Source organism: Mesorhizobium sp. C399B, from assembly GCF_030323185.1.
GTDB lineage: Bacteria > Pseudomonadota > Alphaproteobacteria > Rhizobiales > Rhizobiaceae > Mesorhizobium.
In genome coordinates this window covers 5,541,644-5,566,732 of record NZ_CP100472.1, presented here as the reverse complement: position 1 = coordinate 5,566,732, position 25,089 = coordinate 5,541,644, and the positions used below count along the sequence as shown (strand labels likewise).

General features: G+C 62.2%; 24 protein-coding genes, 1 tRNA gene and 2 pseudogenes. 18 read left to right on the top strand and 9 right to left on the bottom strand.

Going from position 1 to position 25,089, the window contains the following annotated elements:
• Positions 1-100: 100 nt before the first annotated feature.
• Positions 101-502 (bottom strand): DNA-directed RNA polymerase subunit omega, encoded by a 402-nt coding sequence (rpoZ, locus tag NLY36_RS26390; protein ID WP_023670235.1) that lies wholly within the window; start codon positions 500-502, stop codon positions 101-103.
• 330 nt (positions 503-832) lie between these two features.
• Here rpoZ and NLY36_RS26385 point away from each other — a divergent pair, with 330 nt between their 5' ends.
• Both NLY36_RS26385 and NLY36_RS26380 read left to right on the top strand, forming a co-directional pair.
• Positions 833-1,414: a LabA-like NYN domain-containing protein gene (locus tag NLY36_RS26385; protein ID WP_023670234.1), complete on the top strand. Its 582-nt coding sequence runs from the start codon at positions 833-835 to the stop codon at positions 1,412-1,414.
• Positions 1,411-2,076, top strand: a complete 666-nt coding sequence (locus NLY36_RS26380) for a uracil-DNA glycosylase (protein WP_023731417.1) — start codon at positions 1,411-1,413, stop codon at positions 2,074-2,076. The genes NLY36_RS26385 and NLY36_RS26380 overlap by 4 nt, the downstream gene beginning before the upstream one ends.
• 10 nt (positions 2,077-2,086) lie before the next feature.
• Here NLY36_RS26380 and NLY36_RS26375 read toward each other — a convergent pair.
• Positions 2,087-2,550 (bottom strand): annotated as a pseudogene (locus NLY36_RS26375) (zinc-binding dehydrogenase); the annotation flags it as partial.
• Between the two features lie 8 nt (positions 2,551-2,558).
• Between NLY36_RS26375 and NLY36_RS26370 the strand changes: the two are divergent.
• Positions 2,559-2,714, top strand: a pseudogene (locus NLY36_RS26370) (winged helix-turn-helix transcriptional regulator); the annotation flags it as partial.
• A gap of 37 nt (positions 2,715-2,751) precedes the next feature.
• On the opposite strand, the gene NLY36_RS26365 reads toward NLY36_RS26370, so the two are convergent.
• Positions 2,752-3,240 carry an Lrp/AsnC family transcriptional regulator gene (locus tag NLY36_RS26365; RefSeq protein WP_050587694.1) on the bottom strand — a complete coding sequence of 163 codons (489 nt, stop codon included), beginning with the start codon at positions 3,238-3,240 and terminating at the stop codon, positions 2,752-2,754.
• 138 nt (positions 3,241-3,378) lie between these two features.
• On the opposite strand from NLY36_RS26365, the gene NLY36_RS26360 reads away from it, so the two are divergent.
• On the top strand, positions 3,379-4,278 hold the full coding sequence (locus NLY36_RS26360) for a DMT family transporter (RefSeq protein ID WP_245260212.1): 900 nt from the start codon (positions 3,379-3,381) through the stop codon (positions 4,276-4,278).
• A gap of 36 nt (positions 4,279-4,314) precedes the next feature.
• Here NLY36_RS26360 and NLY36_RS26355 read toward each other — a convergent pair whose 3' ends face one another.
• The 3 genes from NLY36_RS26355 to dapA form a co-directional block, all read right to left on the bottom strand.
• Entirely contained in the window at positions 4,315-5,055 is a 741-nt protein-coding gene (locus NLY36_RS26355) for a glycoside hydrolase family 25 protein (RefSeq protein WP_023716220.1), read from the bottom strand.
• A 72-nt stretch (positions 5,056-5,127) separates the two neighbouring features.
• Positions 5,128-5,607 (bottom strand): SsrA-binding protein SmpB, encoded by a 480-nt coding sequence (gene smpB / locus NLY36_RS26350; protein WP_023687280.1) that lies wholly within the window; start codon positions 5,605-5,607, stop codon positions 5,128-5,130.
• A 25-nt stretch (positions 5,608-5,632) separates the two neighbouring features.
• Positions 5,633-6,514, bottom strand: coding sequence for a 4-hydroxy-tetrahydrodipicolinate synthase (dapA, locus tag NLY36_RS26345; RefSeq protein WP_023727558.1), 882 nt, complete (start codon positions 6,512-6,514; stop codon positions 5,633-5,635).
• 278 nt (positions 6,515-6,792) lie between these two features.
• Between dapA and NLY36_RS26340 the strand changes: the two genes are divergently transcribed.
• Together NLY36_RS26340 and NLY36_RS26335 are read left to right on the top strand one after the other, a co-directional pair.
• Positions 6,793-8,826 carry a lytic transglycosylase domain-containing protein gene (locus tag NLY36_RS26340; protein ID WP_023735516.1) on the top strand — a complete coding sequence of 678 codons (2,034 nt, stop codon included), beginning with the start codon at positions 6,793-6,795 and terminating at the stop codon, positions 8,824-8,826.
• Between the two features lie 310 nt (positions 8,827-9,136).
• The gene (locus NLY36_RS26335) at positions 9,137-10,036 is read left to right on the top strand and encodes an alpha/beta fold hydrolase (RefSeq protein WP_023735517.1); all 900 of its coding nucleotides are present in this window, start codon (positions 9,137-9,139) and stop codon (positions 10,034-10,036) included.
• Positions 10,037-10,095: 59 nt separating this feature from the next.
• Here the strand turns inward: NLY36_RS26335 and NLY36_RS26330 are convergent, their stop codons facing one another.
• Entirely contained in the window at positions 10,096-11,172 is a 1,077-nt protein-coding gene (locus NLY36_RS26330; RefSeq protein WP_023735518.1) for a tyrosine-type recombinase/integrase, read from the bottom strand.
• 241 nt (positions 11,173-11,413) lie between these two features.
• On the bottom strand, positions 11,414-12,598 hold the full coding sequence (locus NLY36_RS26325; protein ID WP_023735519.1) for a porin: 1,185 nt from the start codon (positions 12,596-12,598) through the stop codon (positions 11,414-11,416).
• 463 nt (positions 12,599-13,061) lie between these two features.
• Here NLY36_RS26325 and NLY36_RS26320 point away from each other — a divergent pair.
• The 12 genes from NLY36_RS26320 to NLY36_RS26265 all read left to right on the top strand — a co-directional run bounded on the left by NLY36_RS26320 (position 13,062) and on the right by NLY36_RS26265 (position 23,805).
• Positions 13,062-13,152, top strand: a tRNA-Ser gene (locus tag NLY36_RS26320).
• A 294-nt stretch (positions 13,153-13,446) separates the two neighbouring features.
• Positions 13,447-13,689, top strand: coding sequence for a GIY-YIG nuclease family protein (locus NLY36_RS26315; protein ID WP_023670218.1), 243 nt, complete (start codon positions 13,447-13,449; stop codon positions 13,687-13,689).
• Positions 13,690-13,812: 123 nt separating this feature from the next.
• Entirely contained in the window at positions 13,813-14,985 is a 1,173-nt protein-coding gene (locus NLY36_RS26310) for a porin (protein WP_286461568.1), read from the top strand.
• Positions 14,986-15,231: 246 nt separating this feature from the next.
• Complete coding sequence (locus tag NLY36_RS26305) at positions 15,232-16,344, top strand: pyridoxal phosphate-dependent aminotransferase (protein WP_023735523.1); 1,113 nt, start codon at positions 15,232-15,234, stop codon at positions 16,342-16,344.
• Between the two features lie 146 nt (positions 16,345-16,490).
• Complete coding sequence (locus NLY36_RS26300; RefSeq protein ID WP_023735524.1) at positions 16,491-16,781, top strand: acylphosphatase; 291 nt, start codon at positions 16,491-16,493, stop codon at positions 16,779-16,781.
• A gap of 69 nt (positions 16,782-16,850) precedes the next feature.
• The gene (locus NLY36_RS26295) at positions 16,851-17,507 is read left to right on the top strand and encodes a TetR/AcrR family transcriptional regulator (RefSeq protein ID WP_023735525.1); all 657 of its coding nucleotides are present in this window, start codon (positions 16,851-16,853) and stop codon (positions 17,505-17,507) included.
• Positions 17,508-17,572: 65 nt separating this feature from the next.
• Complete coding sequence (locus NLY36_RS26290; protein WP_023735526.1) at positions 17,573-18,736, top strand: isovaleryl-CoA dehydrogenase; 1,164 nt, start codon at positions 17,573-17,575, stop codon at positions 18,734-18,736.
• A gap of 1 nt (position 18,737) precedes the next feature.
• Positions 18,738-20,345: a carboxyl transferase domain-containing protein gene (locus NLY36_RS26285; RefSeq protein ID WP_023698603.1), complete on the top strand. Its 1,608-nt coding sequence runs from the start codon at positions 18,738-18,740 to the stop codon at positions 20,343-20,345.
• Positions 20,346-20,876 (top strand): O-acetyl-ADP-ribose deacetylase, encoded by a 531-nt coding sequence (locus tag NLY36_RS26280; RefSeq protein ID WP_023698602.1) that lies wholly within the window; start codon positions 20,346-20,348, stop codon positions 20,874-20,876.
• A 120-nt stretch (positions 20,877-20,996) separates the two neighbouring features.
• The gene (locus tag NLY36_RS26275) at positions 20,997-21,371 is read left to right on the top strand and encodes a hypothetical protein (RefSeq protein ID WP_023670207.1); all 375 of its coding nucleotides are present in this window, start codon (positions 20,997-20,999) and stop codon (positions 21,369-21,371) included.
• Between the two features lie 45 nt (positions 21,372-21,416).
• Positions 21,417-21,794 (top strand): hypothetical protein, encoded by a 378-nt coding sequence (locus NLY36_RS26270; protein ID WP_023735527.1) that lies wholly within the window; start codon positions 21,417-21,419, stop codon positions 21,792-21,794.
• Between the two features lie 49 nt (positions 21,795-21,843).
• Entirely contained in the window at positions 21,844-23,805 is a 1,962-nt protein-coding gene (locus tag NLY36_RS26265) for an acetyl/propionyl/methylcrotonyl-CoA carboxylase subunit alpha (RefSeq protein WP_023698600.1), read from the top strand.
• A gap of 66 nt (positions 23,806-23,871) precedes the next feature.
• Here the strand turns inward: NLY36_RS26265 and NLY36_RS26260 are convergent, their stop codons facing one another.
• Positions 23,872-24,993: an ABC transporter substrate-binding protein gene (locus tag NLY36_RS26260; protein ID WP_023687260.1), complete on the bottom strand. Its 1,122-nt coding sequence runs from the start codon at positions 24,991-24,993 to the stop codon at positions 23,872-23,874.
• Positions 24,994-25,089 lie beyond the last annotated feature (96 nt).

Sequence of the window (25,089 nt, the reverse complement as noted above, 5' to 3'; positions counted from 1 at the left end):
TTGATGCGCCGCACTGATGTACGGCGCATCTCATAGATAGCCACGAAACTCACGGGACGGAAGTGCCGGAACCATATTCCCGGCAGGTCCAGGGCAGCGATTAGTAGTCGTCGCTCTTTTCCGGGGGAACCAGGCCCTCGATGCCGGCCAAAAGGTCTTCCTCGGTCATGCGATCGAAGGTGACGTTTTCTTCCGCGTCGTCGGCGTCGGTAGCTGCAACTGCGTTGCCGGTCTGGTCGGCGATCGCCTCGCCGTCGGCCTCGGGCTCGTCAACCTCGACATGCTTCTGCAGCGAGTGGATCAGATCTTCCTTGAGGTCGTCGGGCGACAGCGTCTCGTCGGCGATCTCGCGCAGCGCCACGACCGGGTTCTTGTCGTTGTCGCGCGGCACGGTGATCGGCGCGCCCTGGCTGATCTGGCGGGCGCGATGGCCGGCAAGCAGCACGAGCTCGAAGCGGTTGTCGACCTTGTCGATGCAGTCTTCAACGGTTACGCGGGCCATTGATTGCCCCTTTCATGCCTGGATTTGATGGAAAACAGGCGCGGTCCATAACCCGAACGCCGCCAAAATACAAGCATTATGGCTCTGTGGCCCCATGGGCTGGCGAATGCCAGCTTCTGGCGCCGCTGAATGCCTTGCCGGCAAAGCCCGCCTACCGGCGACGACACGGCTCCGATCACAATTGCTTGCAGTGCGCCCCGGCACCCTTGGATTGCCGTAAAACTGGCGCTATCTCGGTTGACGAAAGGTCAGCCGGTTTATTTACGAGCCGACCGATATAACGACCCATTTCGATTAGTCCGCCACCTATTTCGAAAAAGGAATATTGCCATGTTCGACCCCCGTGAAAAAATCGCTCTTTTCATAGACGGCGCCAATCTCTACGCCACCTCGCGCGCACTCGGCTTCGACATAGACTACCGCAAACTGCTGTCCAGCTTCCAGAAGCGCGGCTATTTGCTGCGCGCCTATTACTACACCGCTCTGGTCGAGGATCAGGAATACTCTTCGATCCGCCCTTTGATCGACTGGCTCGACTACAATGGCTTCAAGGTGGTGACCAAGCCGGCCAAGGAATTCACCGACTCGACCGGCCGCCGCAAGATCAAGGGCAATATGGACATCGAACTGACCGTCGATGCGCTCGAACTTGCCGATGTTGTCGATCACTATGTCATCTTCTCCGGCGACGGCGACTTCCGCACACTGGTCGAAGCGCTGCAGCGGCGCGGCCGCAAGGTCTCGATCGTCTCCACCATGGCCTCGCAACCACCGATGATCTCGGACGATCTGCGCCGCCAGGCCGACCATTTCATCGATTTGACTTCGCTGAAGAACGAGGTCGGCCGCGATCCCTCCGAACGGCCGGTGCGCAGGCCCGAGCCGGCCGAAGTCGAAGAGGAAGACTATTGACGGCGGCGGCCTTGGACGCCGCTCCCGAACCCGACCGCGACTGCCCGCTCTGCCCGCGCCTGCATGATTTCATCGCAGACTGGCGGCAGCGCGAGCCGTCGTGGTTCAATGCGCCGGTGCCGACTTTCCTGCCGCCTGATGGCGAGGACGCCGTCGAGCTGCTGATCGTCGGGCTGGCGCCCGGCCTGCGCGGCGCCAACCGCACCGGGCGACCGTTCACCGGCGACTATGCCGGCGACCTGCTCTACTCAACGATGATCGCTCACGGTCTTGCCCGCGGCGAGTTCAAGGCGCGGCCGGATGACGGGCTCGAACTGATCGGCACCGCGATCACCAATGCGGTGCGCTGCGTGCCGCCTGAAAACAAGCCGGTCGGCGCCGAGATCGCCACTTGCCGCAGTTTTCTGGTGCCGACGATTGCACGCTTTCCCAAACTGCGCGCCCTGCTGGCGCTGGGCTCCATCGCCCACCAGTCGACCGTCAGGGCGCTGGGCCAGCGCGTCGCCGCCTATCCGTTCAAGCACGGCGGTCAGTTGCCGGCCGGCGGCGTCACGCTGTTTTCCAGCTATCACTGCTCGCGCTACAACACCAACACTGGGGTGCTGACCGAAGCGATGTTCGTCAAGGTATTCAGCGAGATCGCGTCGTTCCTGCGGAACTAGACGCTGCCTCTCAAAATCCCTCGAGCACGATCTTGCCCTTGGCCTTGCCGGTCTCGATCAGCGCATGGGCGCGCTTCAGATTGGCGGCATTGATTGGGCCGAACGTCTCGCCCAGCGTGGTGCGGATGGTGCCGGCGTCGACAAGGCGCGCCAGTTCGTTGAGATGTTCGCCCTGCGCGGCCATATCGGGCGTTTCATACAGCGAGCGGGTGAACATCGGCTCCCAGTGGACCGAAACGCTCTTGCGACCCAGTCGCGGGTTTCGGGCCGCGATGCGGTGGCGATCATCGTCAGATCGGTCAGCTGGCGCGCGAGTTGGACCGCGATCGACCCGACGCCGCCGGCGCCGCCGACGATCAGGATGGTGTTCGCGGCGCCGATGACTAGCTTCTTCACATTGAGGCGGTCGAACAGCGCCTCAAAGGCGGTGATCGCCGTCGTCGGCAGTGCTGCCGCCTGCGCATAGCCGAGCGAGCCAGACTGGGCTCATCGCCCGCAAGGTCTATGCGCAGATGCCGCCGAAGGTCGAGTACAGCCCGACGCCTCGTGGCCGAAGCCTGGAGCCCGTGATCACCGTGCTGAAGGTCTGGGGCGATGCGAATGTGACGCTGGCGCCGGAGGTTTCCCAGGCCGCTTGAAGCGGAGGCGTGGCAACCGCTTGCGTTGGTCCGGCCCTCACACCGGCAGCAGCGCGTCCGGCTTCACGTCCGATATCGACGCATAGGTGTGCGTTTCCCTGACACCCGGCAGCGGCAGGATCACGCGCTTCAAAAAATCCTGATAGGCGGCCATTTCCGAAATGCGCGCTTTCACCAGATAGTCGAAGCCGCCCACGACCATATGGCACTCCAGCACTTCGGGGGCCTTTGCTACCGCTTCGGCGAAACGGTCGAACACATGCGGCGCCGCCTGGTCGAGCCTGACTTCGATGAAGACGAGCGTGCCGCGGCCGATCTTTTGCGGATTGAGCACGGCCCGGACCGCGGTGATGAAACCCTCACGGAAAAGGCGCTTCACGCGCTGGCTGGTGCCGGTCGGCGACAGGCCGACACGGGCTGCTAGGTCAAGCGTCGTGCGACGCCCGTCCTCCTGCAGCAACCGAAGCAGGCTGCGATCGATGGCGTCGAGCTGATCGGATTCATGATTCACGTTTGCAGCGCCCATATCGCGTGACTTTCACTTCCACATTGCGAAAACAGCATATTTTGACGCACCATTTTCGACAATAGGCTCCGTTTTCAACGAAAGCCGTCTGGAGGAAGTACCCTTCCGCTGGCAGGATCGAGCGGGACAAGAATGCGCGTGACAGAGGACCGAAACACGAAGCCGGCAATCCTTGCTGGCCTGGCCATGATCGGCATCTACGCCGTGCAGTTCGTCGCCGCCCGCTTCAGCCTGCGGGAACATCTGACCGCGACCGATTTGGCAACGTTGCGCTTTGCCGGCGCCGGCATGGTCATGCTGCTGGTCGTCTGGAGAAACGGCCGGGCGACTGGCAAGGCATTGGGCTGGAGGCGTGCCTTGACGCTGGCGGCACTGGCCGGACTGCCCTACCCTATCATCATCAATTGGGGACTGACCTATGCGCCGGCAGCGCATGGTGCCGCACTTTGCCCTGCCTCGATCGTGTTCTTCTCATTCGTGCTGTCGCGCATCGCCACGAGGGAGAAAACCTCGCACCAGCGAACCATCGGCGTCGCAGCCATCATCGCCGGGCTGATCCTGTTCATTGCACCCGTGCGCACTGGCGGCGGCATGAAGGATGTCCTCTTCGGCGATCTTCTGTTCGTCGGATCCGGCGCGATGTTTGCCGCCTATGCCGTTCTCGTGCGGCGCTGGCGCGTCGATCCGGTTGCGGCGACCGCAACGGTGGTGCTGCTGTCATGCGTGCCGCTGCCGTTGCTCTATTTCTTTGCCCCAAGCGGCCTCCGCGCGGCATCAGTGGCCGAGATTGCCAGCCAGATCGTCATTCAAGGGTTTTTGGCGGGTGCGGCCGCCATGTTCCTGTACACCTATATCGTCCGGCAGCTGGGGTCGCAGGCGGCATCGCTGTTCATGCCATGCGTGCCGATCGCAACCGTGCTGATCGCGATGACGGTGCTCGGCGAGACGCCGACCGGCGCCCAGTTCGCCGCCGTACTGATCATGGCCGCGGGGATGGCTTTTTCGGCTCTTTCCAGGCCTGTTCCCAAGCCTGCGTAAGACTGCGGATGCCAAACTCAAGGCCAGCTGATTCGTTCAAGGCGATGGAGGCTTTTGCGAAGAGAGCGATGCGGGTGCAGCAAATAGCTCGGCCAGCGTTTGCTGCCCACCCTGCAGGACGTTGAGATCGACATCGCCCTCGATCCCGTCGACGCGGCCCATATTGTGGTACTGCCAGTAGATCCAGTCGTTGCGACCTGGCTCCAGGAGCAACGAGCGACGCCAGAGCGGGCGAACGTCGATTTTCCCGGCATAGGCGTCCTCGGCCTCGTCGGTCAGGTAGATGATCGCCGGCTTGCCGAACGCAGCTTCAACCGGTCCGAGGAAGGCCTGGAGTTCCGCGCTCAGCTGCTCCGGCGACGGGCGTTGCGGGCAGTTGCCGCCGAATTCGATGTCGACGACCGGTGGCAGCAGCGGCTGGTCGTGCGGCACCACCGCGATGAAATTTTTCGCCTGGTCGGCGCCCGGCCGGCAGAAGGTGAAGAAGTGATAGGCGCCGACCGCAAGCCCGGCCGCGCGCGCCTCGCGCAGGTTTTTGGCGAAGGCATCGTCGACATGGTCGCCGCCCTCGGTCGCCTTGATGACCGCGAAGGCGACATCGTCGGCGGCAACGCGCCGCCAGTCGATCTCACCCTGATGATGGGAAACGTCGATACCCCTGACCGGATAGCTGTCACGATCCGGCGAGAACGTCCGGAAATAGAAGATGCCACCTGCGGCGACGATGCCGGCGAAGACCAGACTGGCCGCACCCCAGAGAATGATCCGGTTCTTCAAGCCTTTCCCCATCGTATGTCGCTGGAAACTTGAAAGCCGATGTGGCTTTTCTGGGGCTGTGGCTCGAGGTTCTTAGCCCCGTTCCTTCATGAGCCGGCCCTTTTCGCGCGACCAGTCGCGCTGCTTTTCGCTCTCGCGCTTGTCGTGCAGTTTCTTGCCGCGGCCGACGGCGAGCAGCAGCTTGGCACGGCCCTGGTCGTTGAAGTAGATTTTCAGCGGCACCAGCGTCATGCCTTCGCGGTCGATGCTCTGCGCCAGTTTTGCCATCTCGCGCTTGTTGAGCAGCAGCTTGCGACGCCGCCTGGGCTCGTGGTTGAAGCGGTTGGCCTGCAGGTATTCCGGCAGATAGGAATTGATCAGCCAGATCTCGCCACCCTCGACCGAGGCGTAGCTGTCCTGGATGTTGGCCTGGCCTTGGCGCAGCGACTTGACCTCGGTGCCGGTCAGCACCAGGCCGGCCTCGACGGTGTCGAGCACCTCATAGGAAAACCGCGCCTTGCGGTTTTCCGCAACGGTTTTGTTGTTTGGATCGGCTTTTCTGACCTGGTTCATGATGCGGAGAGGTGGCGCCTCATCCTCAATTTATCAAGCCGGCGTGCTTCATCGCCGCATCGATCTTCTCGGCGGTCGACGCCTCGATGGTCACCAGCGGCGAGCGCACCACGTTCTCGACCTTGCCAATCTTCGACAGCGCGTATTTGACGCCGCACAGGCCGGGCTCAAGGAAGATGGCCTTGTGCAGCGGCAGCAGACGGTCCTGCAATTCCAGCGCCTTGGCGCTGTCACCGGACAGTGTGGCTTCCTGGAATTCGGCGCACAGCCGCGGCGCGACATTCGACGTCACCGAGATGCAGCCGACACCGCCATGAGCGTTGAAGCCGAGGGCAGAGGCATCCTCACCTGAAAGCTGGATGAACTCCTTGCCGCAGGTGGCGCGCTGTTCGGACACGCGCTCGACCTTGCCGGTGGCATCCTTGACGCCGACGATGTTCTTGAAGTCGTGCGCCAGCCTGCCCATCGTCTCCGGCATCATGTCGATCACCGAGCGCGGCGGGATGTTGTAAATGATGATCGGCAGCTTGGTCGCCCTGGCGACGGCAGCGAAATGCTCGTACAAGCCGCGCTGTGTTGGCTTGTTGTAATAAGGCGTGACGACCAGAGCGGCGTCGGCGCCCGCCTGCTCGGCGTACTGCACCAGACCGACCGCTTCAGCGGTGTTGTTGGAGCCGGCGCCGGCGACGACCGGAGCGCGGCCCTTGGCCACATCGATGCAGACCTTGACGACATGGCGATGCTCGTCATGCGACAGCGTCGGCGACTCTCCGGTGGTGCCGACCGGGACGAGGCCCGTCGTGCCCTCGCCAAGTTGCCATTCGACGAAGGCGCGAAAGGCTTTCTCGTCGAAACGTCCGCTCTTTTCGAACGGCGTCACGAGCGCAGTAAGCGAGCCTCTCAGCATGTCGTCCAACTCCTTGGAACTTGTTTGTTTATGCGTGTCATCGTCCCAAAACCGGTTCCCGCTTTTGGGCGACATGCATCGGGCGCCTTCTAGCCGAAAGCGAAGCCGCGCACCATAGTCTCGACACTGTTGCGCGGCAAGCATGCCGATGGTGCCAGCAAGCGCAATTCGAACGGCCTCGATAACCCTTTGTTTACGAGCTCTTCACGACCTAAGTCTAGGCTCTCGGGCACCTGGGCTTGCCATCTAAAGTGCCGCAACAGGGAAAGATCAGGATCATGCCGGCCAGTCGGCCACTCCGCTTCATATTGCTTGGCGCCGTTGCCCTGCTGATAGTGGGAACGGCGGCAAACGAGAGCGTCGACGAGCAGACGACCTCATCGATCCCGATGCCTGACATGCAAGATGGAGCGCAGACCGATGCGCCCTCCGCCAATATCGCCGTGTTGAAAGGCAGTCTCGACGCGTTGGCGACCGGCGATATCGCCGCGGCACGAGCGGTGCGCGAAACATTGCCGGCCAGTTCGCTGGACCGCCATATCCTGGCCTGGGCGATCGCGCTCTATGGCGGCGACCGTGTGCCGAGCAGCGAGATTGCCGATACCGCAAAGATGTTGCCGAATTGGCCGGGCACCATCGCTCTGCGCAAGAACAGCGAGCGCGCGCTTTATCGCGAAAACCCCTCGCCGCAGACCGTGGTGAAAGCCTTTGACGGCAGCCAGCCGCTGACCTTTCAAGGCGTGGTCATCCTTGCCCGTTCTTATGTAGCTCTTGGCAACACCAAGGCTGCGCTTTCCGTGCTGTCGCCATTCTGGCGCACCGAGAAGCTGGAAGCCAGGGACGAGGCGGCCGTCAGCAAGGAGTTTGGCGCCATCATTCCGGCTGCCGACCATCGTTTCCGCATGGAACGGATGTTTTATGCCGACCGGGAGAATTCGGCACTGCGGGTCGCAGCACTTGCCGGCGGGCAACCGCTGGCCGATGCCTGGGCCGCCGCCTCGCGTGGCGACAAGAACGCGGCCAAGCTGTTGAAAGCGGTGCCTGCCGCGCAGCAATCGGCCGGCTATTTCTTCGCGCAAGCCGAATATCTGCGCAAGCAGCGGAAGTTTGCGGACGCCGCCGCGGTGATGATGAAAGCGCCAACGAGCCGCGACGCGCTGGTCGATCCCGATGCCTGGTGGGTCGAGCGCCGCGTGCTGTCGCGCGCACTGGTCGACCAGGGCGACTGGAAGACCGCCTACAAGATCGTTGCCGCGCATGCCGCCGAAAGCCCCGCCAGCGCCGCCGAGGCCGAATTCCACGCCGGCTGGTATGCGTTGCGCGGCCTCAACGATCCTGCGACGGCCTCGACCCATTTTGCCCGCATCGCCGATCTCGCGCAGGGACCGATGTCGCTGTCACGCGCCTATTACTGGCTTGGCCGCGCGGCGGAAGTCGGCGGTCCCGGCAATGCGAAGGATTATTTCACCAAGGCGGCAGCCTATGGCACCACTTTCTACGGGCAGTTGGCGGCGGAACGGGTTGGCTTGCGCACGCTGAACATCGTCTATCCCGAGCCAAGCACTGCCGACCGCCAAAGCTTTGACGGCCGCGAAGCCGTCAGCGCCATGAAGCGGCTGCAGGAGGCGGGCTACGACCGCTATGCCGAGACGCTTTACCGCGACCTCGCCGGGCAGTTGACCAGCCCCGGCGAGCTGGCGCTGCTTGCGGTGCTGGCGGAAAAGCAGGGCAATCATTTCATGGCGCTGAAGATCGGCAAGATCGCCGGCGCGCGCGGCATCGATGTCGGCGCGCTGTCGCATCCGCTGGGCGTCATTCCCGACACCGCCGACATATCCGGCTCGGGCAAGGCGCTGGCCTATGCGATCGCCCGCCAGGAAAGCGAATTCAATGTCGGCGCCGTCTCCAGCGCCGGCGCGCGCGGCCTGCTGCAGCTGATGCCGGGCACCGCCAAGCAATTGGCGAAGAAGGCAGGACTGAGCTTTTCCCAGGATCGGCTGACCAGCGATGCCGGTTACAATGCGACGCTGGGGGCTGCCTTCCTTGGCGAGCAGCTCGACCGCTTCGGCGGCTCCTATGTGCTGACCTTCGCCGGCTACAATGCCGGCCCTAACCGCGCCAGCCAATGGGTAGCCAAGTACGGCGACCCGCGCGGCAAGGGCATCGACGCCGTCGTCGACTGGATCGAGCGAATTCCCTACACCGAAACAAGAAGTTACGTGCAGCGCGTGATGGAGAATTACGAGGTCTACAAGATGCGCATTTCGGGGAAGTACGATATCGTTGGGGATTTGGTGAACGGAAGAGGCTGAGGCCGCAGAGCTGTCGCCACGGGCAGACGTTGGCGATCCTTCGCGCCCCCCTCTGGCCTGCCGGCCATCTCCCCCACGAGTGGGGAGATCAGCTTCGTTGCCGATTTCGCCAATCTCCAACGTCGAAGGAAGGGCGTAGCGCCGGAACCGCCAATCTCCCCCCTCGTGGGGGAGATGTCTGGCAGGACAGAGGGGGGCGCTGTCCCTCCGACATTTCCAAGAGTGTCAGCTTGCCGACAACCCTCGATTTGACCGCTCCCACCCTCGCCTGTAGCAGACGGAGACAATCCGGCCAGGGAGTCCTTTCAATATGTCGAGCACCGACGGCTTTTCCGATTTCTTCTACACAGCGCCGGACGGCCTCAGACTTCACGCTCGCATCTACGGTGAGACAAACTCGGGAACCTCGCCGGTGGTCTGCCTGCCCGGCCTGACCCGCAACGCGCGCGATTTCCATGAGCTGGCGCTTTATCTGTCGCGGACCGACAATCCGCGCAAGGTCATCGCCTTCGACTATCGCGGCCGCGGCCAGTCCGCTTACGACCCTGATATCGGCCATTACACTATCGGCATCGAGGCCGGCGATGTCCTCGCCGGGCTGGCTGCCCTGGACGTCGAGGAAGCGGCCTTCATCGGCACATCGCGTGGCGGACTGATCATCCACGTGCTCGGCGCGCTGCGGCCAGCCATACTGAAAGCCATAGTGCTGAACGACATCGGACCGGTGATCGAGGCAGCGGGGTTGGCCCATATCCAAACCTATCTCGACCCGGCACCGAAACCGAAGAGCCGCGCTGAGGCGATCGATGCGCAACGCGTCGCGCACGGGGCGGATTTTCCCGCTCTGACCGAGGCGGATTGGGAGCGGATGGTGTCGGCGCTCTACCGCGAGACGGACGAAGGCCTCCTGCTGCCGGATTTCGACCCCCAACTGGTCGAGACGGTGGCGGGCCTCGACCTCAGCAAGCCGTTGCCGGATCTGTGGCCGCAGTTCGAGGCGCTGGCGGCGATACCTTTGCTTGCCATTCGGGGCGCCAACTCGAAACTATTGTCGGCCGACACACTCGACGAGATGCAAAAGCGTCATCCCGGCATGGCGGCGATCACCGTCGAGGGCCAGGGCCATGCCCCCTTCCTGGAGACAGGCAACCTGCCGGGCGCTATCGCGGCTTTCCTGGATGAAGCGGAATGTTTGGATCGGATAAAGTAAACCCCAAGATCAACTCTGATCCTGGGGTTGTCGTGGCAGTATATGAAAGCCTTGGGTAACTATTTGGCTTTCGAGCTTTTCCGGGGCGCCTTGGGTGCCTTCGCCGCTGCCGCTTTACTTTTCTGAGCAGGCGCTGGCACTGAGGCCGTGGTTAGCGGCGATGCGAAGGCCGAGCTTTTTCCATCGCCGGACAGCCCTTCGCCGCGTGGTGTCTCCAGCACGACGACGCAGCCGTCGAGATCGTTAGTGGCCAGATGTGCGTAGCGCATGGTCATCGAAAGCGTCTGGTGGCCGAGCCACATCTGAACGCGGCGGATGTCGATGCCGCCCTGGACAAGACGCGACGCGCAGGTATGGCGCAAGATGTGCGGCACCACCTGGTCGTCGGCGCCGAGACCGACTTCAGCCTTGGCATCGTTCCAGATGGCGCGAAACTGTGCCTGGCTGAGTTTGGTGAACGGGCCCTTGGGCCGGCGGCCCTCTGACGGGGGCAGTTTGATGACCTCCTTGACCCGCTCGGTCATCGGGATGGTGCGGCTGCGGCCGGATTTGGTGATCCAGAACGAGACGCGATGTTCCTGGATGTCGTTCCAGATCAGTCCGAGCGCTTCGCCAAGGCGGCAACCGGTGTCGACGAGAAAGACCGAGAGACGGTAGGCATCCTCGCTGCGGGTCCTGATGGCGGCGAACAGCCTTGCTTCTTCGTCCCTTTCGAGGAAACGAATCCGTCCCGCCCGCTCTTTCTGGCGGCGGAACTCGGGCAGGCTGTGGATATCCCCCATCTTGTAAGCCTTGCGCAGCAGTTTGCTGAGGGCAGCCATCTTTCGATTGATGGTTGCGTTGCTGTTGCCGCGCTGGCGCAAGGTGCCGATAAGGTTGTCCAGGGTGCTCTGGTCAAAGGCGCTGAACCGTTCTCCGAGGAGAATCTCGTCTATTTCGCCGATGAAGGAGCTGACATTGTATTTATGTCGCCCATCATCCCAGAGTATGTCTCGGTATGCTGAAAAAAGCTCTCCGACCCGGTGCGACTTTACTTCTCTGATCTTGTTGTAGCTGTATTTTATCTTCGCATTTTGAGAAGAGAACATTGAGAAATGTTCGGAGGGGTCGCCCTCTTGTATCGCGTCGATGGTCATAAATTGCCACACCCCCGAGTGGATAGAGTCAGACCTACCCGCTTGGAAGCGTCCTTTCAAGAGATTTAATCACGCAGTTGTGAATTCATCCGCCCATCAGCGGATCCCACGAACTCACCCTACGGACTGTTCAGCTGCCGATTCCCCCTGTTCCTTCTGCTTGCCTTGTTCCAGTCACGAAACAAAAACAGCCCGGGCGTAGATGCGCCCGGGCTGGTATTCACCTGTCTAAAGCCAGCCCTTAGAACGAGCGCTGGAAGCGGAGCATGCCGCCGATGTTGCTGTCGCTGTCTGCATTGGTCCAATTGTGGTTCGCGCCAAAGGCAGTGTCATCGATGCTGCCTGCATTGAGGTAGTCAACTTCGGCCGTGACAGTAAAGCCTGGGACAACGTCGTAAGCGATGTTGGCTGCGACGCCGAGGTTCTCACCTTCGTCATACGAGACCTGGACATTGAACGAGGTCTTCTCGTTGATGGTGTAGGTGCCACCACCCCAGACTGCCCAGTTGCCGTCCCACTGCTTGTAGAAGCCGCGGCCGCCAGCGTCGAAGGCGTAGCCCGCATCCGTGTAGTTATCGTCGGTGCCGTAGCCGCCCATGATGAACAGCGACAGGTTCTGCATCGGGGTGATGTCCAAACGAACCTTGCCGGCGACTTCTTCATAGTTGCTGTCATAAGCGAGCACGCCGGTGATGGAGCCCCAGCCCTGCGTGTACTTCACGCCGCCGACCACATGCGGAACGTAGCTGTCGATCGTACCCTTGCCGTAGAAACCATCAACGCCGTCGCCCGAGCCTTCTTCGAGCGAGAGAACGGCGGAGAAGCCGTTGCCAGCGTCGAAGTAGTACTGGATGACGTTGGTGTCGAAATCGCCGTAGGGAACGAGCGTATCCTGGATGACGTTGCCGGCGTAGCCAATGAACGTGTTGAAGGCCGATTCGTCCTTACCGACGCGGAGACCACCGAGCTGGATCCAGGCGAAGTTCAGCGAAACACCCGAGTTGGTAGCAAAATTGTCATCGTCGGTGGCATTGGAGGCATAGTCGTTGCGGTTGCCGAAATTCCAGCGGGTCTCGGTGAATGTCTTCAAGGTGCCGAGTTCGGTTTCCTGGCCGGTCCAGGTCTTCAGTGTGAAGCGGGCCTTCTTGCGCCAAGTGTCGTTCTCGTCGCCATCCTTCGCGTCGAAGGTCTTGGCACCGTCGAACGAGCCGACATCGCCACCGCTGATGTCGTAACGGATGTAGCCGCCGATGCGCAGGCAGGTTTCGGTGCCGGGGATGTAGAAGTAGCCCGAGCCGTAAACGTCGCAAATCTTGACGTATTCAGCCGGTTCCGGCTCGGCGACGACGACGGCGTCGGCGGCGCGCGCACCGGAAACTGCGATCAAGGCCGCAGCGGAGCCGAGGAGAAGGCTCTTAATGTTCATTTTCTGACCTCCAGTCAAAAGTTAAAAAACGGGTCTGGGTATTCTTTGCTGAAGGACAGCGTTCCCTGCCCCATCCCCACTACCGAAAAAGATGCGCACCGCGCCGCTCCTTCGAAATCGACATTACCCATGAGGCGGCGGCGTTCAACCACGATCGTACCGGCGAAAGGGCTATGCGGGCGCTATCCCCATGCGTTGTTGCACAAATGACACGATTTGGCCTCAGTCAGAAAGCTCTCATTAACTATCGAAGGGTCCGCAGCCCTTGCCGCAGCGCCGGAATGCGGCCGAATTCGGCGATGAACGGCCGAGATTGCGGCCATGTCGCCGACTCGCCAGCCAGGGAACCGCCGCAGATTCGCCGCATGCAAAAGGCGGCGCTGCAGCCGAATCCGGAATTTTCAGAGATAATGGCGCCGGCTTGTTGATTGTGCCCGCGCTTTTCTTTATCCAGCGGCGCAACGGAGAGGTGGCCGAGTGGTCGAAGGCGCTCCCCTGCTAAGGGAGTAGAGGTCAAAAGCTTCTCGTGGGTTCGAATCCCATCCTCTCCGCCATCCTGCTTCGCTCTTCGAGCTTCGCAGGACAAGCCCAACCCTCAGCGCGAAGCAGGATGGCGGAGAGGATGCCTTCCGAAGCCTTGGCGTAGGAGGGCCGGCGAAGCCTTGGCGTAGGAGGGCCGGACCGTGTGGTGTGCTACGTGCCGCACAGCGTAAGCCCAGAGAATCCCTTGCAAAATTCGATTGGCAGTCCTGCTTCGCTCTTCGAGCTTCGCAGGACAAGCCCACCTCAGCGCGAAGCAGGATGGCGGAGAGGATGCCCTCCGAAGCCCCGGCAAAGGAGAGCAGCTCATGTGGTATGTGTATCTTCTGGAGAGTACGGCTGCGGAAGGCGAACGCTATATCGGCATAACGACGGACCTGAAACGACGGCTCGTCGAGCACAATGCGGGGAAATCCAGCCATACATCCAAGTTTCTGCCGTGGCGGATCGTCACCTATATGGCCTTTTCGAACCAGGCCAAGGCAGCTTCATTCGAGCGCTATCTCAAGTCCGGTTCAGGGCATGCTTTCGCCAACAAGCGCCTGTGGTGATGGCCGCATCACCTGCCGCAAAGGTCCATTATTTCATTAAACTTCAACAATAACAATTGGTTACAGAGAAAACGCCTGTCGCCGGCTTCACTGTCTTGTTCGATTCTGACTGGAGGTCAGAAAATGAACATTAAGAGCCTTCTTCTCGGCTCCGCTGCGGCCTTGATCGCAGTTTCCGGTGCGCGCGCCGCCGACGCCGTCGTCGTCGCCGAGCCGGAACCGGCTGAATACGTCAAGATCTGCGACGTCTACGGCGCCGGCTACTTCTACATTCCCGGCACCGAAACCTGCCTGCGCATCGGCGGCTATGTCCGTTACGACATCGGCGTCGGCGACGTCGGCTCGTTCGACGGTGCGAGGTCCTTCGACCATAAGGATGGCGACGAGCAGGATACCTTCTACAAGAACGCCCGTTTCACGCTGAAGACCTGGACCGGCCAGGAAACCGAACTCGGCACCTTGAAGACCTACACCGAGACCCGCTTCAACTTCGGCAATCGTAACGGCTATCCGTCGGCAGACGATCCGGCAACGGAAGCAGACGAGTTCAACTCCAACCCTGCCGGCAACAAGAACGTTTCGCTGAACTTCGCCTGGATCCAGCTCGGTGGCCTGCGCGTCGGTAAGGACGAATCGGCCTTCGACACGTTCATCGGCTACGCCGGCAACGTCCTTCAGGATACGCTCGTTCCCTACGGCGACTTCGACACCAACGTCGTCCAGTACTACTTCGATGCGGGCAACGGCTTCTCGGCCGTGGTCTCTCTCGAAGAAGGCTCGGGCTTCGACACCATCGACAGCTACGTTCCGCATGTCGTCGGCGGCTTGAAGTACACGCAGGGCTGGGGCGCCATCACCGGCGTCGTCGCGTACGACAGCAACTATGAAGAAGTCGCCGGCAAGGTGCGTGTGGACATCACCCCGATGCAGAACCTGTCGCTGTTCATCATGGGCGGCTACGGCACCGACGACAATTTGACGGACTCGAGCTATGCGATCGACGCTGGCGGCCGTGGCTTCTACAAGCAGTGGGGCGGCAACTGGGCATTCTGGGGTGGCGGCACTTACACCATCAACGAGAAGACCTCGTTCAACGCCCAGGTCTCGTATGACGAATGGAAGAACCTCGGCGTCGCTGCGAACATCGCCTACGACGTTGTTCCCGGCTTCACGGTCACGGCCGAAGTCGACTACCTCAACGCAGGCAAGTTCGACGACGCCAACTTCTCCAACTTCACCAATGCCGACAAGAAGAGCAGCATCGGCGGTCTCCTCCGCTTCCAGCGCTCGTTCTAAGACGCTCAGCCTGGCTGAAAAGCAAACCCGGCGGGCAACCGCCGGGTTTTTTTGAAGGATCCGTCGCCATGTCATTGGCTGCAGTGGCCTTCAAAAGGCTGCCGCCTACCGGCGGTCAGGTCGTAGAGCGTGGCCACCCGCGCCGATTTCATCACGGGCATGGCCACTATTTCCAGCCGCGCCAGAACTTGCGCCGTCCTATCGGGCACGCTAGCAAGAAGGCCCCTCTTCTCGTGAGCCTTTGCCATGCGCCAGCGCCCTGCCCTCACGCCGCTTGTCGGCGCGCTTCCCTCGACGGTGCCGTTTGTCGGCCCGGAGGCGCAGGAGCGCGAGCGCGGACGTGCTTTTCGCGCCCGCATCGGCGCCAATGAGAGCAGTTTCGGGCCTTCGCCGCGCGTCATCGAGCGCATGGAGAGCGTCGCGCGTGACCAGTGGATGTATTGCGACCCCGACAATTACGATCTGAAGCAGGCCGCGGCCCGCCATCTCGGCATCGGCGCCGAAAACGTCGTGGTCGGCGAAGGCATAGACGGGCTGCTCAGCCTGGTGGCGCGCATGTATGTGGCGCCAGGCGACGCGGTGGTCACCTCGCTCGGCGCCTATCCGACCTTCAATTTCCACATTGCCGGCGTCGGCGGCCGGCTGGTCACGGTGCCTTACGAAAACGACAAGGAAAGTCTGGACGGACTGCTCAAGGCAGTTATCAAAGAGAAGGCGCCGCTGGTCTATCTCTCCAACCCGGACAATCCGATGGGCAGCTGGTGGGAAGCAGGAGATATCACCCGCTTCGTCGAAGCGTTGCCGGAAACCACCATGCTGGTGCTCGACGAGGCCTATGGCGAGTTGGGGCCGGCCTCGGCGCTGCCGCCGATCGATGTCGCGCGGCCCAACGTCATCCGCATGCGCACCTTCTCCAAGGCATACGGGCTGGCCGGCATTCGCTGCGGCTATGCGGTGGCCGAGGCTGAGGTGATCCGCGATTTCGAGAAGATCCGCAACCATTACGGCGTCAGCCGCATGGCGCAGATCGCCGGCGTCGAGGGGCTGGCCGACCAGGACTGGCTGCACAGCGTGGTGGCGCGAGTCGCTGCCGGACGCACACGTATAGCCGGGATTGCCGAGACGAACGGGCTGAAGCCGCTGCCATCGGCGACCAATTTCGTCACCATCGACTGCGGCAAGGACGGCGCCTTCGCGCTGAAAGTGCTGCAAAATCTTTTGTCGCGCGACGTGTTCATTCGCAAACCGATGGCGCCAGGCCTCGACCGTTGCATAAGGGTCAGCGTCGGCCTCGATCATGAGCTCGACATCTTTGCCGAGGAACTGCCCGGCGCGCTCGCCGCGGCACGGGGAAACTAGCCCGGCCGATTGCCGTCGCGACACGGCCTGCCAATGCCGCCAAAGGCCAAGACAGAACCAGCCGGGCCCCCGGCTTCCGTCGATCCAACAACAATCCAACCGTTCAAGGCTGTTGCTTTCGTCCGATCCCGCGCCAGTTCTTGAGCATGGGAGATAACGACCGGCAAAAGGCGGTGCAGGCGCGCATGCATGGTAAGGTGCAACGCGTCGGCTACCGGATGTGGGCGCGACGCGAAGCGATAAGGCTTGGCCTCGTAGGTTGGGTACGCAATGAACGAGACGGCACGGTGACGGCCTCGATTGCCGGTGCCGATGCTGCGGTTTCCACAATGATCGAACGGCTCCGGCAAGGGCCAAGGGGAGCTTCGGTTTCGAGGGTCGAGATCGAAGAATTCGAACTCCTCGACGCGCCCATCGACTTTCGGATCATTGTCTAGACAGAACCACTTTATTGCCGCTTGAATTAATTGAACGTTCGTTTTATTACTAAATACCGGGAGACGATCATGGCACGCACAACGGGATCCGACGGCGAAAAAACTGAAGCGGCCGTCCGCGAGGCAGCGGTCAGCCTGATCGCCCGCTTCGGCTATGAGGCGACGTCGATGCGGCAGCTTGCCGCCGAGGTCGGCGTCCAGGCGGCCGCGCTCTACCGCTATTTTCCGACCAAGGAAGACCTGCTGTTCACGCTGATGCGCGAACATATGGAAGGGCTGATCGAAGCGTGGGACGCCGCACGCCCCGACGCTGCCGATCCGGCAACGCGGCTTGCCGCCTATGTCGAAAACCACATCGCTTTCCACATCGAGCGCCGCCACTCCACCCATGTCTCGAACATGGAATTGCGCAGCCTGTCACATGACCGGCTGACGCAGATCCTTCGCATGCGCACCGCCTATGAGAAGGAGTTGCGCGCCATCCTGCGCGACGGCGCGGAGGCCGGCGCCTTCAGTGTCGATGACACCGGGCTCACTGCCATGGCCCTGATCCAGATGATGACCGGCGTCATCGTCTGGTTCCGGCCGGGCGAGCGGCTGTCGATGGCTGAAGTCACGGCGACATATCTTTCAATGACAATGCGCCTGGTTGGCGCGAACATAGACGGCAAGACTTACAGCGCCGCGCGTCCCTTCGGACGCGCAAATGACGCTGTAGCATTTTGATTTCGCGCATGATCCTTTCCGAAAATCAAAGTTGATTTCGGGGTCATGCGGGAGGAGGGAACGGCATGTACACGAACACACTCAGCTTCGGGCATGACGAGGACATCGAGGCGCTGCGCGATCTGGTGCGCCGCTTTGCCCAGGAGAAAATAGCGCCGATCGCCGCCGAGATCGACCGCAGCAACCAGTTCCCCGCGCATCTGTGGAAAGAACTCGGCGCGCTCGGCCTGCTTGGAATCACCGCCGATCCCGATTTCGGCGGTAGCGGCATGGGCTACCTCGCCCATGTCATTGCGGTGGAAGAGATTTCGCGCGCCTCGGGCTCGGTCGGCCTTTCCTACGGCGCCCATTCGAACCTCTGCGTCAACCAGATCAACCGCTGGGCGACACCTGCGCAGAAGGAGAAATTCCTGCCGGCATTGTGCTCGGGCGAAAGGGCAGGTGCGCTGGCCATGTCGGAATCGGGCGCCGGCTCCGACGTCGTCTCGCTCAAGCTGCGCGCCGAAAAGCGCAACGACCGCTATGTGCTCAACGGCTCGAAAATGTGGATCACCAACGGCCCCGACGCTGAAACGCTGGTGGTCTACGCCAAGACCGATCCGGAGCGGAAATCGCACGGCATCACCGCCTTCATCGTCGAAAAGACCATGGCCGGCTTCTCGGCATCGCCAAAGCTCGACAAGCTCGGCATGCGCGGCTCCAACACCGGCGAACTGGTGTTCGACAATGTCGAGGTGCCCTATGACAATGTGCTGCATGAGGAGGGCCGCGGCGTCGAGGTCCTGATGTCGGGCCTCGACTACGAGCGCACCGTGCTCGCCGGCGGCCCGCTCGGGCTGATGGCGGCGAGCCTCGACGTTGCCGTCCCCTATGTGCATGAGCGCAAGCAGTTCGGCCAGCCGATCGGCGAGTTCCAGCTGGTGCAGGGCAAGCTCGCCGACATGTATTCGACGATGAACGCCGCGCGCGCTTACGTTTATGCTGTCGCGGCTGCCTGCGATCGCGGCCAGACGACACGCAAGGATGCTGCCGGCTGCGTGCTGTTTGCCGCCGAAAAGGCGACGCTGATGGCGCTCGACGCCATCCAGCTGCTTGGCGGCAACGGCTATACCAACGAGTATCCGACCGGCCGGCTGTTGCGCGACGCCAAGCTCTACGAGATCGGCGCCGGCACCAGCGAGATCCGCCGCTGGCTGATCGGGCGCGAGATCATGGCGGAAGGGGTTTAGCATGGCCGTACTCCAAACCCATATCTCGCCCTCCTCCGAAACCTTCCGCGCCAATGCTGAGCGCATGCGGGCGCTGGTTGCCGACATTGCGGAGAAAGCAACCAGCGTCGAGCGCGGTGGCTCGGAGGAGGCGCGCGAGCGTCATGTTTCGCGCGGCAAGCTGTTGCCGCGCGAGCGGCTGGCGCAATTGCTCGACACCGGCTCGCCTTTCCTCGAGATCGGCCAGTTCGCGGCATGGTCCATGTATGGCGAGGAGATTTCCTCGGCCGGCATCATCGCCGGCGTCGGCCGTGTCGAAGGGACCGAGGTGATGGTCGTGGTCAACGACGCCACGGTGAAGGGCGGCACCTATTATCCGCTCACGGTGAAGAAGCATTTGCGCGCGCAGGAGATCGCGCTGCAAAACAATCTGCCTTGCGTCTATCTGGTCGACAGCGGCGGCGCCAACCTGCCCAACCAGGACGAGGTGTTTCCCGACCGCGAGCATTTCGGCCGCATCTTCTACCACCAGGCCAACATGTCGGCGGCCGGCATTCCGCAGATCGCCTGCGTCATGGGCTCATGTACTGCGGGCGGCGCCTATGTGCCGGCAATGTCGGACGAGACGATCATGGTGCGCAACCAGGCGACCATTTTTCTCGGCGGCCCGCCGCTGGTGAAGGCGGCTACGGGCGAAGATGTCAGCGCCGAGGAGCTTGGCGGCGCCGACGTGCACACCAGGCTGTCCGGTGTCGCCGACCACTATGCGCTGGACGACGAACATGCGCTGGCCATCTGCCGGCGCATCGTCAAAAACCTCAACCGGCGCAAGACTGTAAGCTTGACCTTACAGAAACCCATGCCGCCGCTTCATGACGCGCAGGAACTCTACGGCATCGTGCCGACGGATCTGCGCCAGCCCTATGATGTGCGCGAGGTGGTCGCGCGCGTCGTCGACGGCTCCGAGTTCGACGAGTTCAAGCAGAATTACGGCACCACGCTGGTCACCGGCTTTGCCCATCTTCAGGGCATGCCGGTCGGCATCATCGCCAACAATGGCGTGCTGTTTTCCGAAAGTGCTGTGAAGGGCGCGCATTTCATCGAACTGTGCTGCCAGCGCAAGATCCCGCTGATCTTCCTGCAGAACATCACCGGCTTCATGGTCGGGCGAAAGTACGAGGCCGGCGGCATCGCCAAGGACGGCGCCAAGCTGGTGATGGCGGTTGCCACCGCCAAGGTGCCGAAGGTGACGATGATCATCGGCGGGTCGTTCGGCGCCGGCAATTACGGCATGTGCGGCCGCGCCTACTCGCCGCGCTTCCTGTGGATGTGGCCGAACGCGCGCATTTCGGTGATGGGCGGCGAACAGGCGGCGACCGTGCTGGCGGTGGTCAAGCGCGAGGGCATCGAGCGCAAGGGCGGTGAGTGGAGCGCGGACGAGGAAGCGAAATTCAAGAAGCCGATCCTGATGAAATACGAGCATGAGGGCCACCCGCTCTACTCCTCGGCGCGGCTGTGGGACGACGGCATCATCGATCCGGGGAAAACGCGCGAAGTGCTCGCGCTCAGCCTTTCGGCCGCGCTCAACGCCGACATCGAAGAAACGAAGTTCGGCGTGTTCAGGATGTAGATGAGCAAGTTCGGCGAACGGATACATGTCCACACCGGCGACATCACCAGGCTTGCGGTCGATGCCATCGTCAACGCCGTCAATTCCTCGCTGCTGGGCGGCGGCGGCGTCGACGGCGCCATTCACCGCGCCGCAGGCCCGGAGCTCGAATTCGAATGCCGGATGCTGAACGGCTGCAAGGTCGGCGAAGCAAAGCTTACCAAGGGCTATCACCTGCCGGCACGTTACATCATCCACACGGTCGGACCTGTCTGGCAAGGCGGCGGAAAAGGCGAAGCCGGGCTGCTCGCCTCCTGCTATATCAGGTCGCTCGAAATCGCCGCCGCCAGGGATTGCCGGACCGTGGCATTTCCGGCGATCTCCACCGGCATCTACCGTTATCCGAAAAATGAGGCGACGCAGATTGCCGTTGGCATCGCAGGTACCTTCGTCGGACAGAACTCAACGCCCGAAACAGTTATTTTCTGCTGCTTCGACGAGCCAACAGCTCAACTATACCGACAAGCCGTTGCTGCCATTGAAGGATGCTAGTCTGCATGGATAAGATGGTTCATCCACCTACGCAGAAGAAATTTTCGGTGAGCAGGCTGGCGGCACTGGAGAATAGACGCTATTGTTCATCCCGCATTGGGCAACGGGGATGGGGTAAAGATGAGGCCGAAATATTCGGGAAAAACGACTGCGTCGGTACTTGCAGTCTTGCTTATATTTGCGGTACCCGGCGTTGGCGCCGCGGCATCGCTGGCGGGAAGCAAAGGCGACATCCATTTCTATCCGTATTTGCCGAAAAGCCCGAAAGACCAGTGCACCATGGCTTACAACGCCTATGTGGCCGCCGGCGGCCATTCGGCCTATGCGACCACGCCCTATGCCCGGATCCGTTCGTTGTACATCATCTGCGGCTCGGGCTTGAATGCACCGTCACAGAAGGCTGCCGAAGAACGGGCGATGAAATCCTGCGAGTCCGCCCGCAGCCATTACAAGGTCATTACAGGGGCGGGCTGCGAAGTTGCGGCGTCGAAGTAGGCCGACAAGCATCGGCTTGGGCATTTTTCAAATGGGCGGCGCAAGATGAAATCGACACGCATCAAACGAATTACTGTATCGATGCTTGCCGGCCTGCTCGTATCTACGGCACCCGCTATCGGAGCGGCTGGATCGCTGGCGGGAAGCAAGGGCGACGTCCGATTCTGGCCTCCGTTGTCACTGAATCCAAAGGAGCCCTGCACGAAGTCGTACAACGCCTATGTCGCGGCGAGTGGCCACTCGGCCTACGCGACCACATTCTACTCGCGCGTCGACGATCTTTACATCATCTGCGGTGCGCGGCTGAACGCGCCATCTCAGAAGGCCGCGGAAGAGTTGGCGTTGCGAAGCTGTCAGGTTGGCCTGAAAAAGTGGAAGGTTCAGATCGCGAGCGGCGGCTGCAAAATCGCGGCTTCGAAATAGGCTCATTCCTGCCAGACCGGCGCCGCCCGAGACAAACTCTGGAGGCTCCATGTTCGCCAAGATCCTGATCGCCAATCGCGGCGAGATCGCCTGCCGGGTGATCCGCACGGCCAGGAAGATGGGGGTGCGCACCGTTGCCGTCTATTCCGACGCGGACGCCAAGGCCCTGCATGTCAAAATGGCCGACGAGGCAGTGAGTATCGGTTCCTCGCCGGTCGGCGAAAGCTATCTGCGCGGCGACAAGATTGTTGCGGCGGCGCTGGCGACCGGCGCCGAAGCAATTCACCCCGGGTACGGCTTCCTCTCGGAAAACCCCGATTTCGTCGACCTGGTGGTGGCGGCGGGGCTCACATTAATCGGCCCGTCGGCCGCCTCGATCCGCGCCATGGGGCTGAAGGATGCGGCCAAGCGGCTGATGGAAAAGGCCGGCGTGCCGGTGGTGCCGGGCTATCATGGCGAGGCGCAGGAGATCGTGCTGCTGGCGTCCAAGGCGCGTGAGATCGGCTATCCCGTGCTGATCAAGGCGCGCGCCGGCGGCGGCGGCAAGGGCATGCGCCGCGTCGAACATCCCGAAGATTTTTCGGAAGCGCTGTCAGGCGCACGGCGCGAGGCCAAGGCCGCGTTCGGCGACGATCGCGTGCTGGTCGAAAAATACGTCGACAAGCCGCGCCACATCGAGGTCCAGGTGTTCGGCGACAATTTTGGCAATGCCGTGCATCTCTACGAGCGCGACTGCTCGGCGCAGCGCCGCCACCAAAAGGTGATCGAGGAAGCGCCGGCGCCCGGCATGACGCTGGCGCTGCGCGAGGCGATGACGGAAGCGGCGGTCAAGGCCGCCAAGGCGATCAGCTATTCCGGCGCCGGCACCATCGAATTCATCGTCGATGCCTCGCAAGGGCTGAAGGCCGACCGCTTCTGGTTCATGGAAATGAACACCCGCCTGCAGGTCGAGCATCCCGTCACCGAAATGGTCACCGGCACCGACCTGGTCGAGTGGCAGTTGCGGGTAGCCGCCGGCGAAAAGCTGCCGAAGACGCAGAGCGAAATCACGCTTTCCGGCCACGCCTTCGAGGCGCGCATCTATGCCGAGGACGCGGCGAAAGGGTTTCTGCCGGCGACCGGCACGCTGCATCACCTGGCGTTTCCCGACAACGCGCCCGAAGGCGCCAGCATGCGCATCGAGACCGGCGTGCGGGCCGGCGATGCGATCTCGCCCTTCTACGATCCGATGATCGCCAAGCTGGTCGTCCACGCCAAGGACAGGCAGGCGGCGCTCGATGCGCTCGGGACTGCGTTGTCGCAGACCGAGATTGCCGGCTCGACCGTCAACACCGCGTTTCTCGCGGCACTTGCCGCGGACGCCGATTTTTCGGCCGGTGATGTCGATACCGGCCTGATCGGCAGGCATCAGGAAGCGCTGACCGCGGTCGCCCCGCCGCGCAGCGAGATCGTTGCCGCGGCGGCCCTTGCCGCAGCGGGCGCCGGTGCCTTGCCGCCGTCGAACGATCCGTGGTCGTCGCTTGCCGGCTATACGCATTTCCACAGCATTGCGCGCCGCACGCGCCTGCGCCATGGCGAGGACGATATACTGGCGCGTGTTTCAGTGCGGCCGGACGGGCGCTTCGAGGTGGCGCTGGACGCGCCCTATGACAGCGTCAATTCGCATGATCTTCGCGCCGCCCCTCGCCTTGCCCGCTGGCCAGGCCACGTCACCGTATTCGAAGGCGCGGTCGGCTACAGTTTCCTCGTCCCGGATCCGCTGGCGCGCACCGACGAGGCGGCCGCCGCTTCCGGCAGCCTGCGCGCGCCGATGCCAGGCGTGGTCAAGCTGGTGCGCGCGGCAAAGGGCGAAAGGGTGATCAAGGGCCAGCCGCTACTGATCCTGGAAGCGATGAAGATGGAGCACACGATCGCGGCCAGCCATGACGGCGTGATCGCGGAAATCGCCACCGAGGGCGAGCAGGTCACCGACGGAACGGTGCTGGTGCGCTTCGTTGAAGAGGCTTCATAGCCGGCTGGAGGCTTGAATGAAAAATGGCCGGGACAAGCCCGGCCATTGCCATGAGCACGCGGCCGCTTACTGCGCGATCGGTGCGTATTTGCCGTCGTGCCACTGGTTGATGTCGTAGCTGGCGTTCTTCAGATCGCCCTTCTCGTCGAAGGTCACGTCGCCGACCACGGTGCTGAACGGCGTGCCGTTCTTCAGCGCTTCGGCTACCTTGACCGGATCGTCCGTTCCGGCGCGCTTGACGCCCTCTGCAAACGCCTGAACGACGGCGTAGGAGAACAGCGTAAAGCCTTCCGGCACGAAGCCGCCCGCCTTGATCTTGGCGATGGCCTCCTTGGCTTCCGGCTTGGCCTGCGGGTCCGACGGGAAGACGAACAGGGTGCCTTCACCGGCGGGGCCGGCGACCTGCCAGAATTCTGGCGAGGCGATCGAATCCGGCATGATCAGCTGGAACTTGACGCTCTGCTCGGCCGACTGACGCAGGATAAGCCCGGCTTCCGGGTGATAGCCGCCGAAATAGACAACGTCGGCCTTGAGGTCCTTCAGCTTGGTGACGAGAGCCGAATAATCCTTCTCGCCGGCATTGATGCCTTCATAGTCGATCTCCTTGAGGCCACCGGCATTCATCGTCGCCTTCACGGCATCGGCAACGCCCTGACCGTAGGCGCTCTTGTCATGCAGGATAACGACATTCTTGCCGGCATATTTCTTGGCGATCCACGGGCCAATGAAGGCGCCCTGCGCGTCGTCACGCGTATAGAGACGCATGATCGTCGGCCAGCCGGCCTTGGCGGCGGCATCGGTCAGCTCGGGATTGGAAGAGGCCGGGCTCATCATCAGCGCGCCGGCCTCGGCGTAGACGGCGGAAGCCGGGATGCTCGAACCTGAACAGGCATGGCCGTCGATAAACTTGACGCTGTTGGCAACGATCCGGTTGGCCACCGAAACCGCCTGCTTGGGATCGCACTGGTCGTCCTCGATGTCGAGCTTGATCATCGAGCCGTTGACACCGCCGGCGGCGTTGATCGCGTCGGCGGCTGCCGTTGCGCCCTGCTTGAACTGGTCGCCGATCGTGGCGAGCTGTCCGGTCATCGGGCCGACCACCGAAATGGTGATGTCATCGGCAAAGGCAACCGGCGCGCTCATCATCAGGCCAAATACGGCCGCGCTCAAAATACCCGTTTTTTTCATGGTGATAGAACTCCTCCCACACTCGCGCAGCCGCTCTGGCCGCGCTTCTTTCCGAAGGCGGGACAATTTCATCCTTCATTGGGCCTGTCTAGGCGC

Excerpts from the sequence above, each read along its gene's own strand:
- rpoZ (WP_023670235.1), bottom strand. The coding sequence starts at position 502 with ATGGCCCGCGTAACCGTTGAAGACTGCATCGACAAGGTCGACAACCGC.
- NLY36_RS26385 (WP_023670234.1), top strand. The coding sequence starts at position 833 with ATGTTCGACCCCCGTGAAAAAATCGCTCTTTTCATAGACGGCGCCAAT.
- NLY36_RS26365 (WP_050587694.1), bottom strand. The coding sequence starts at position 3,240 with ATGGGCGCTGCAAACGTGAATCATGAATCCGATCAGCTCGACGCCATC.
- smpB (WP_023687280.1), bottom strand. The coding sequence starts at position 5,607 with ATGAACCAGGTCAGAAAAGCCGATCCAAACAACAAAACCGTTGCGGAA.
- dapA (WP_023727558.1), bottom strand. The coding sequence starts at position 6,514 with ATGCTGAGAGGCTCGCTTACTGCGCTCGTGACGCCGTTCGAAAAGAGC.
- NLY36_RS26340 (WP_023735516.1), top strand. The coding sequence starts at position 6,793 with ATGCCGGCCAGTCGGCCACTCCGCTTCATATTGCTTGGCGCCGTTGCC.
- NLY36_RS26335 (WP_023735517.1), top strand. The coding sequence starts at position 9,137 with ATGTCGAGCACCGACGGCTTTTCCGATTTCTTCTACACAGCGCCGGAC.
- NLY36_RS26330 (WP_023735518.1), bottom strand. The coding sequence starts at position 11,172 with ATGACCATCGACGCGATACAAGAGGGCGACCCCTCCGAACATTTCTCA.
- NLY36_RS26325 (WP_023735519.1), bottom strand. The coding sequence starts at position 12,598 with ATGAACATTAAGAGCCTTCTCCTCGGCTCCGCTGCGGCCTTGATCGCA.
- NLY36_RS26315 (WP_023670218.1), top strand. The coding sequence starts at position 13,447 with ATGTGGTATGTGTATCTTCTGGAGAGTACGGCTGCGGAAGGCGAACGC.
- NLY36_RS26310 (WP_286461568.1), top strand. The coding sequence starts at position 13,813 with ATGAACATTAAGAGCCTTCTTCTCGGCTCCGCTGCGGCCTTGATCGCA.
- NLY36_RS26305 (WP_023735523.1), top strand. The coding sequence starts at position 15,232 with ATGCGCCAGCGCCCTGCCCTCACGCCGCTTGTCGGCGCGCTTCCCTCG.
- NLY36_RS26300 (WP_023735524.1), top strand. The coding sequence starts at position 16,491 with ATGGGAGATAACGACCGGCAAAAGGCGGTGCAGGCGCGCATGCATGGT.
- NLY36_RS26295 (WP_023735525.1), top strand. The coding sequence starts at position 16,851 with ATGGCACGCACAACGGGATCCGACGGCGAAAAAACTGAAGCGGCCGTC.
- NLY36_RS26290 (WP_023735526.1), top strand. The coding sequence starts at position 17,573 with ATGTACACGAACACACTCAGCTTCGGGCATGACGAGGACATCGAGGCG.
- NLY36_RS26285 (WP_023698603.1), top strand. The coding sequence starts at position 18,738 with ATGGCCGTACTCCAAACCCATATCTCGCCCTCCTCCGAAACCTTCCGC.
- NLY36_RS26280 (WP_023698602.1), top strand. The coding sequence starts at position 20,346 with ATGAGCAAGTTCGGCGAACGGATACATGTCCACACCGGCGACATCACC.
- NLY36_RS26275 (WP_023670207.1), top strand. The coding sequence starts at position 20,997 with ATGAGGCCGAAATATTCGGGAAAAACGACTGCGTCGGTACTTGCAGTC.
- NLY36_RS26270 (WP_023735527.1), top strand. The coding sequence starts at position 21,417 with ATGAAATCGACACGCATCAAACGAATTACTGTATCGATGCTTGCCGGC.
- NLY36_RS26265 (WP_023698600.1), top strand. The coding sequence starts at position 21,844 with ATGTTCGCCAAGATCCTGATCGCCAATCGCGGCGAGATCGCCTGCCGG.
- NLY36_RS26260 (WP_023687260.1), bottom strand. The coding sequence starts at position 24,993 with ATGAAAAAAACGGGTATTTTGAGCGCGGCCGTATTTGGCCTGATGATG.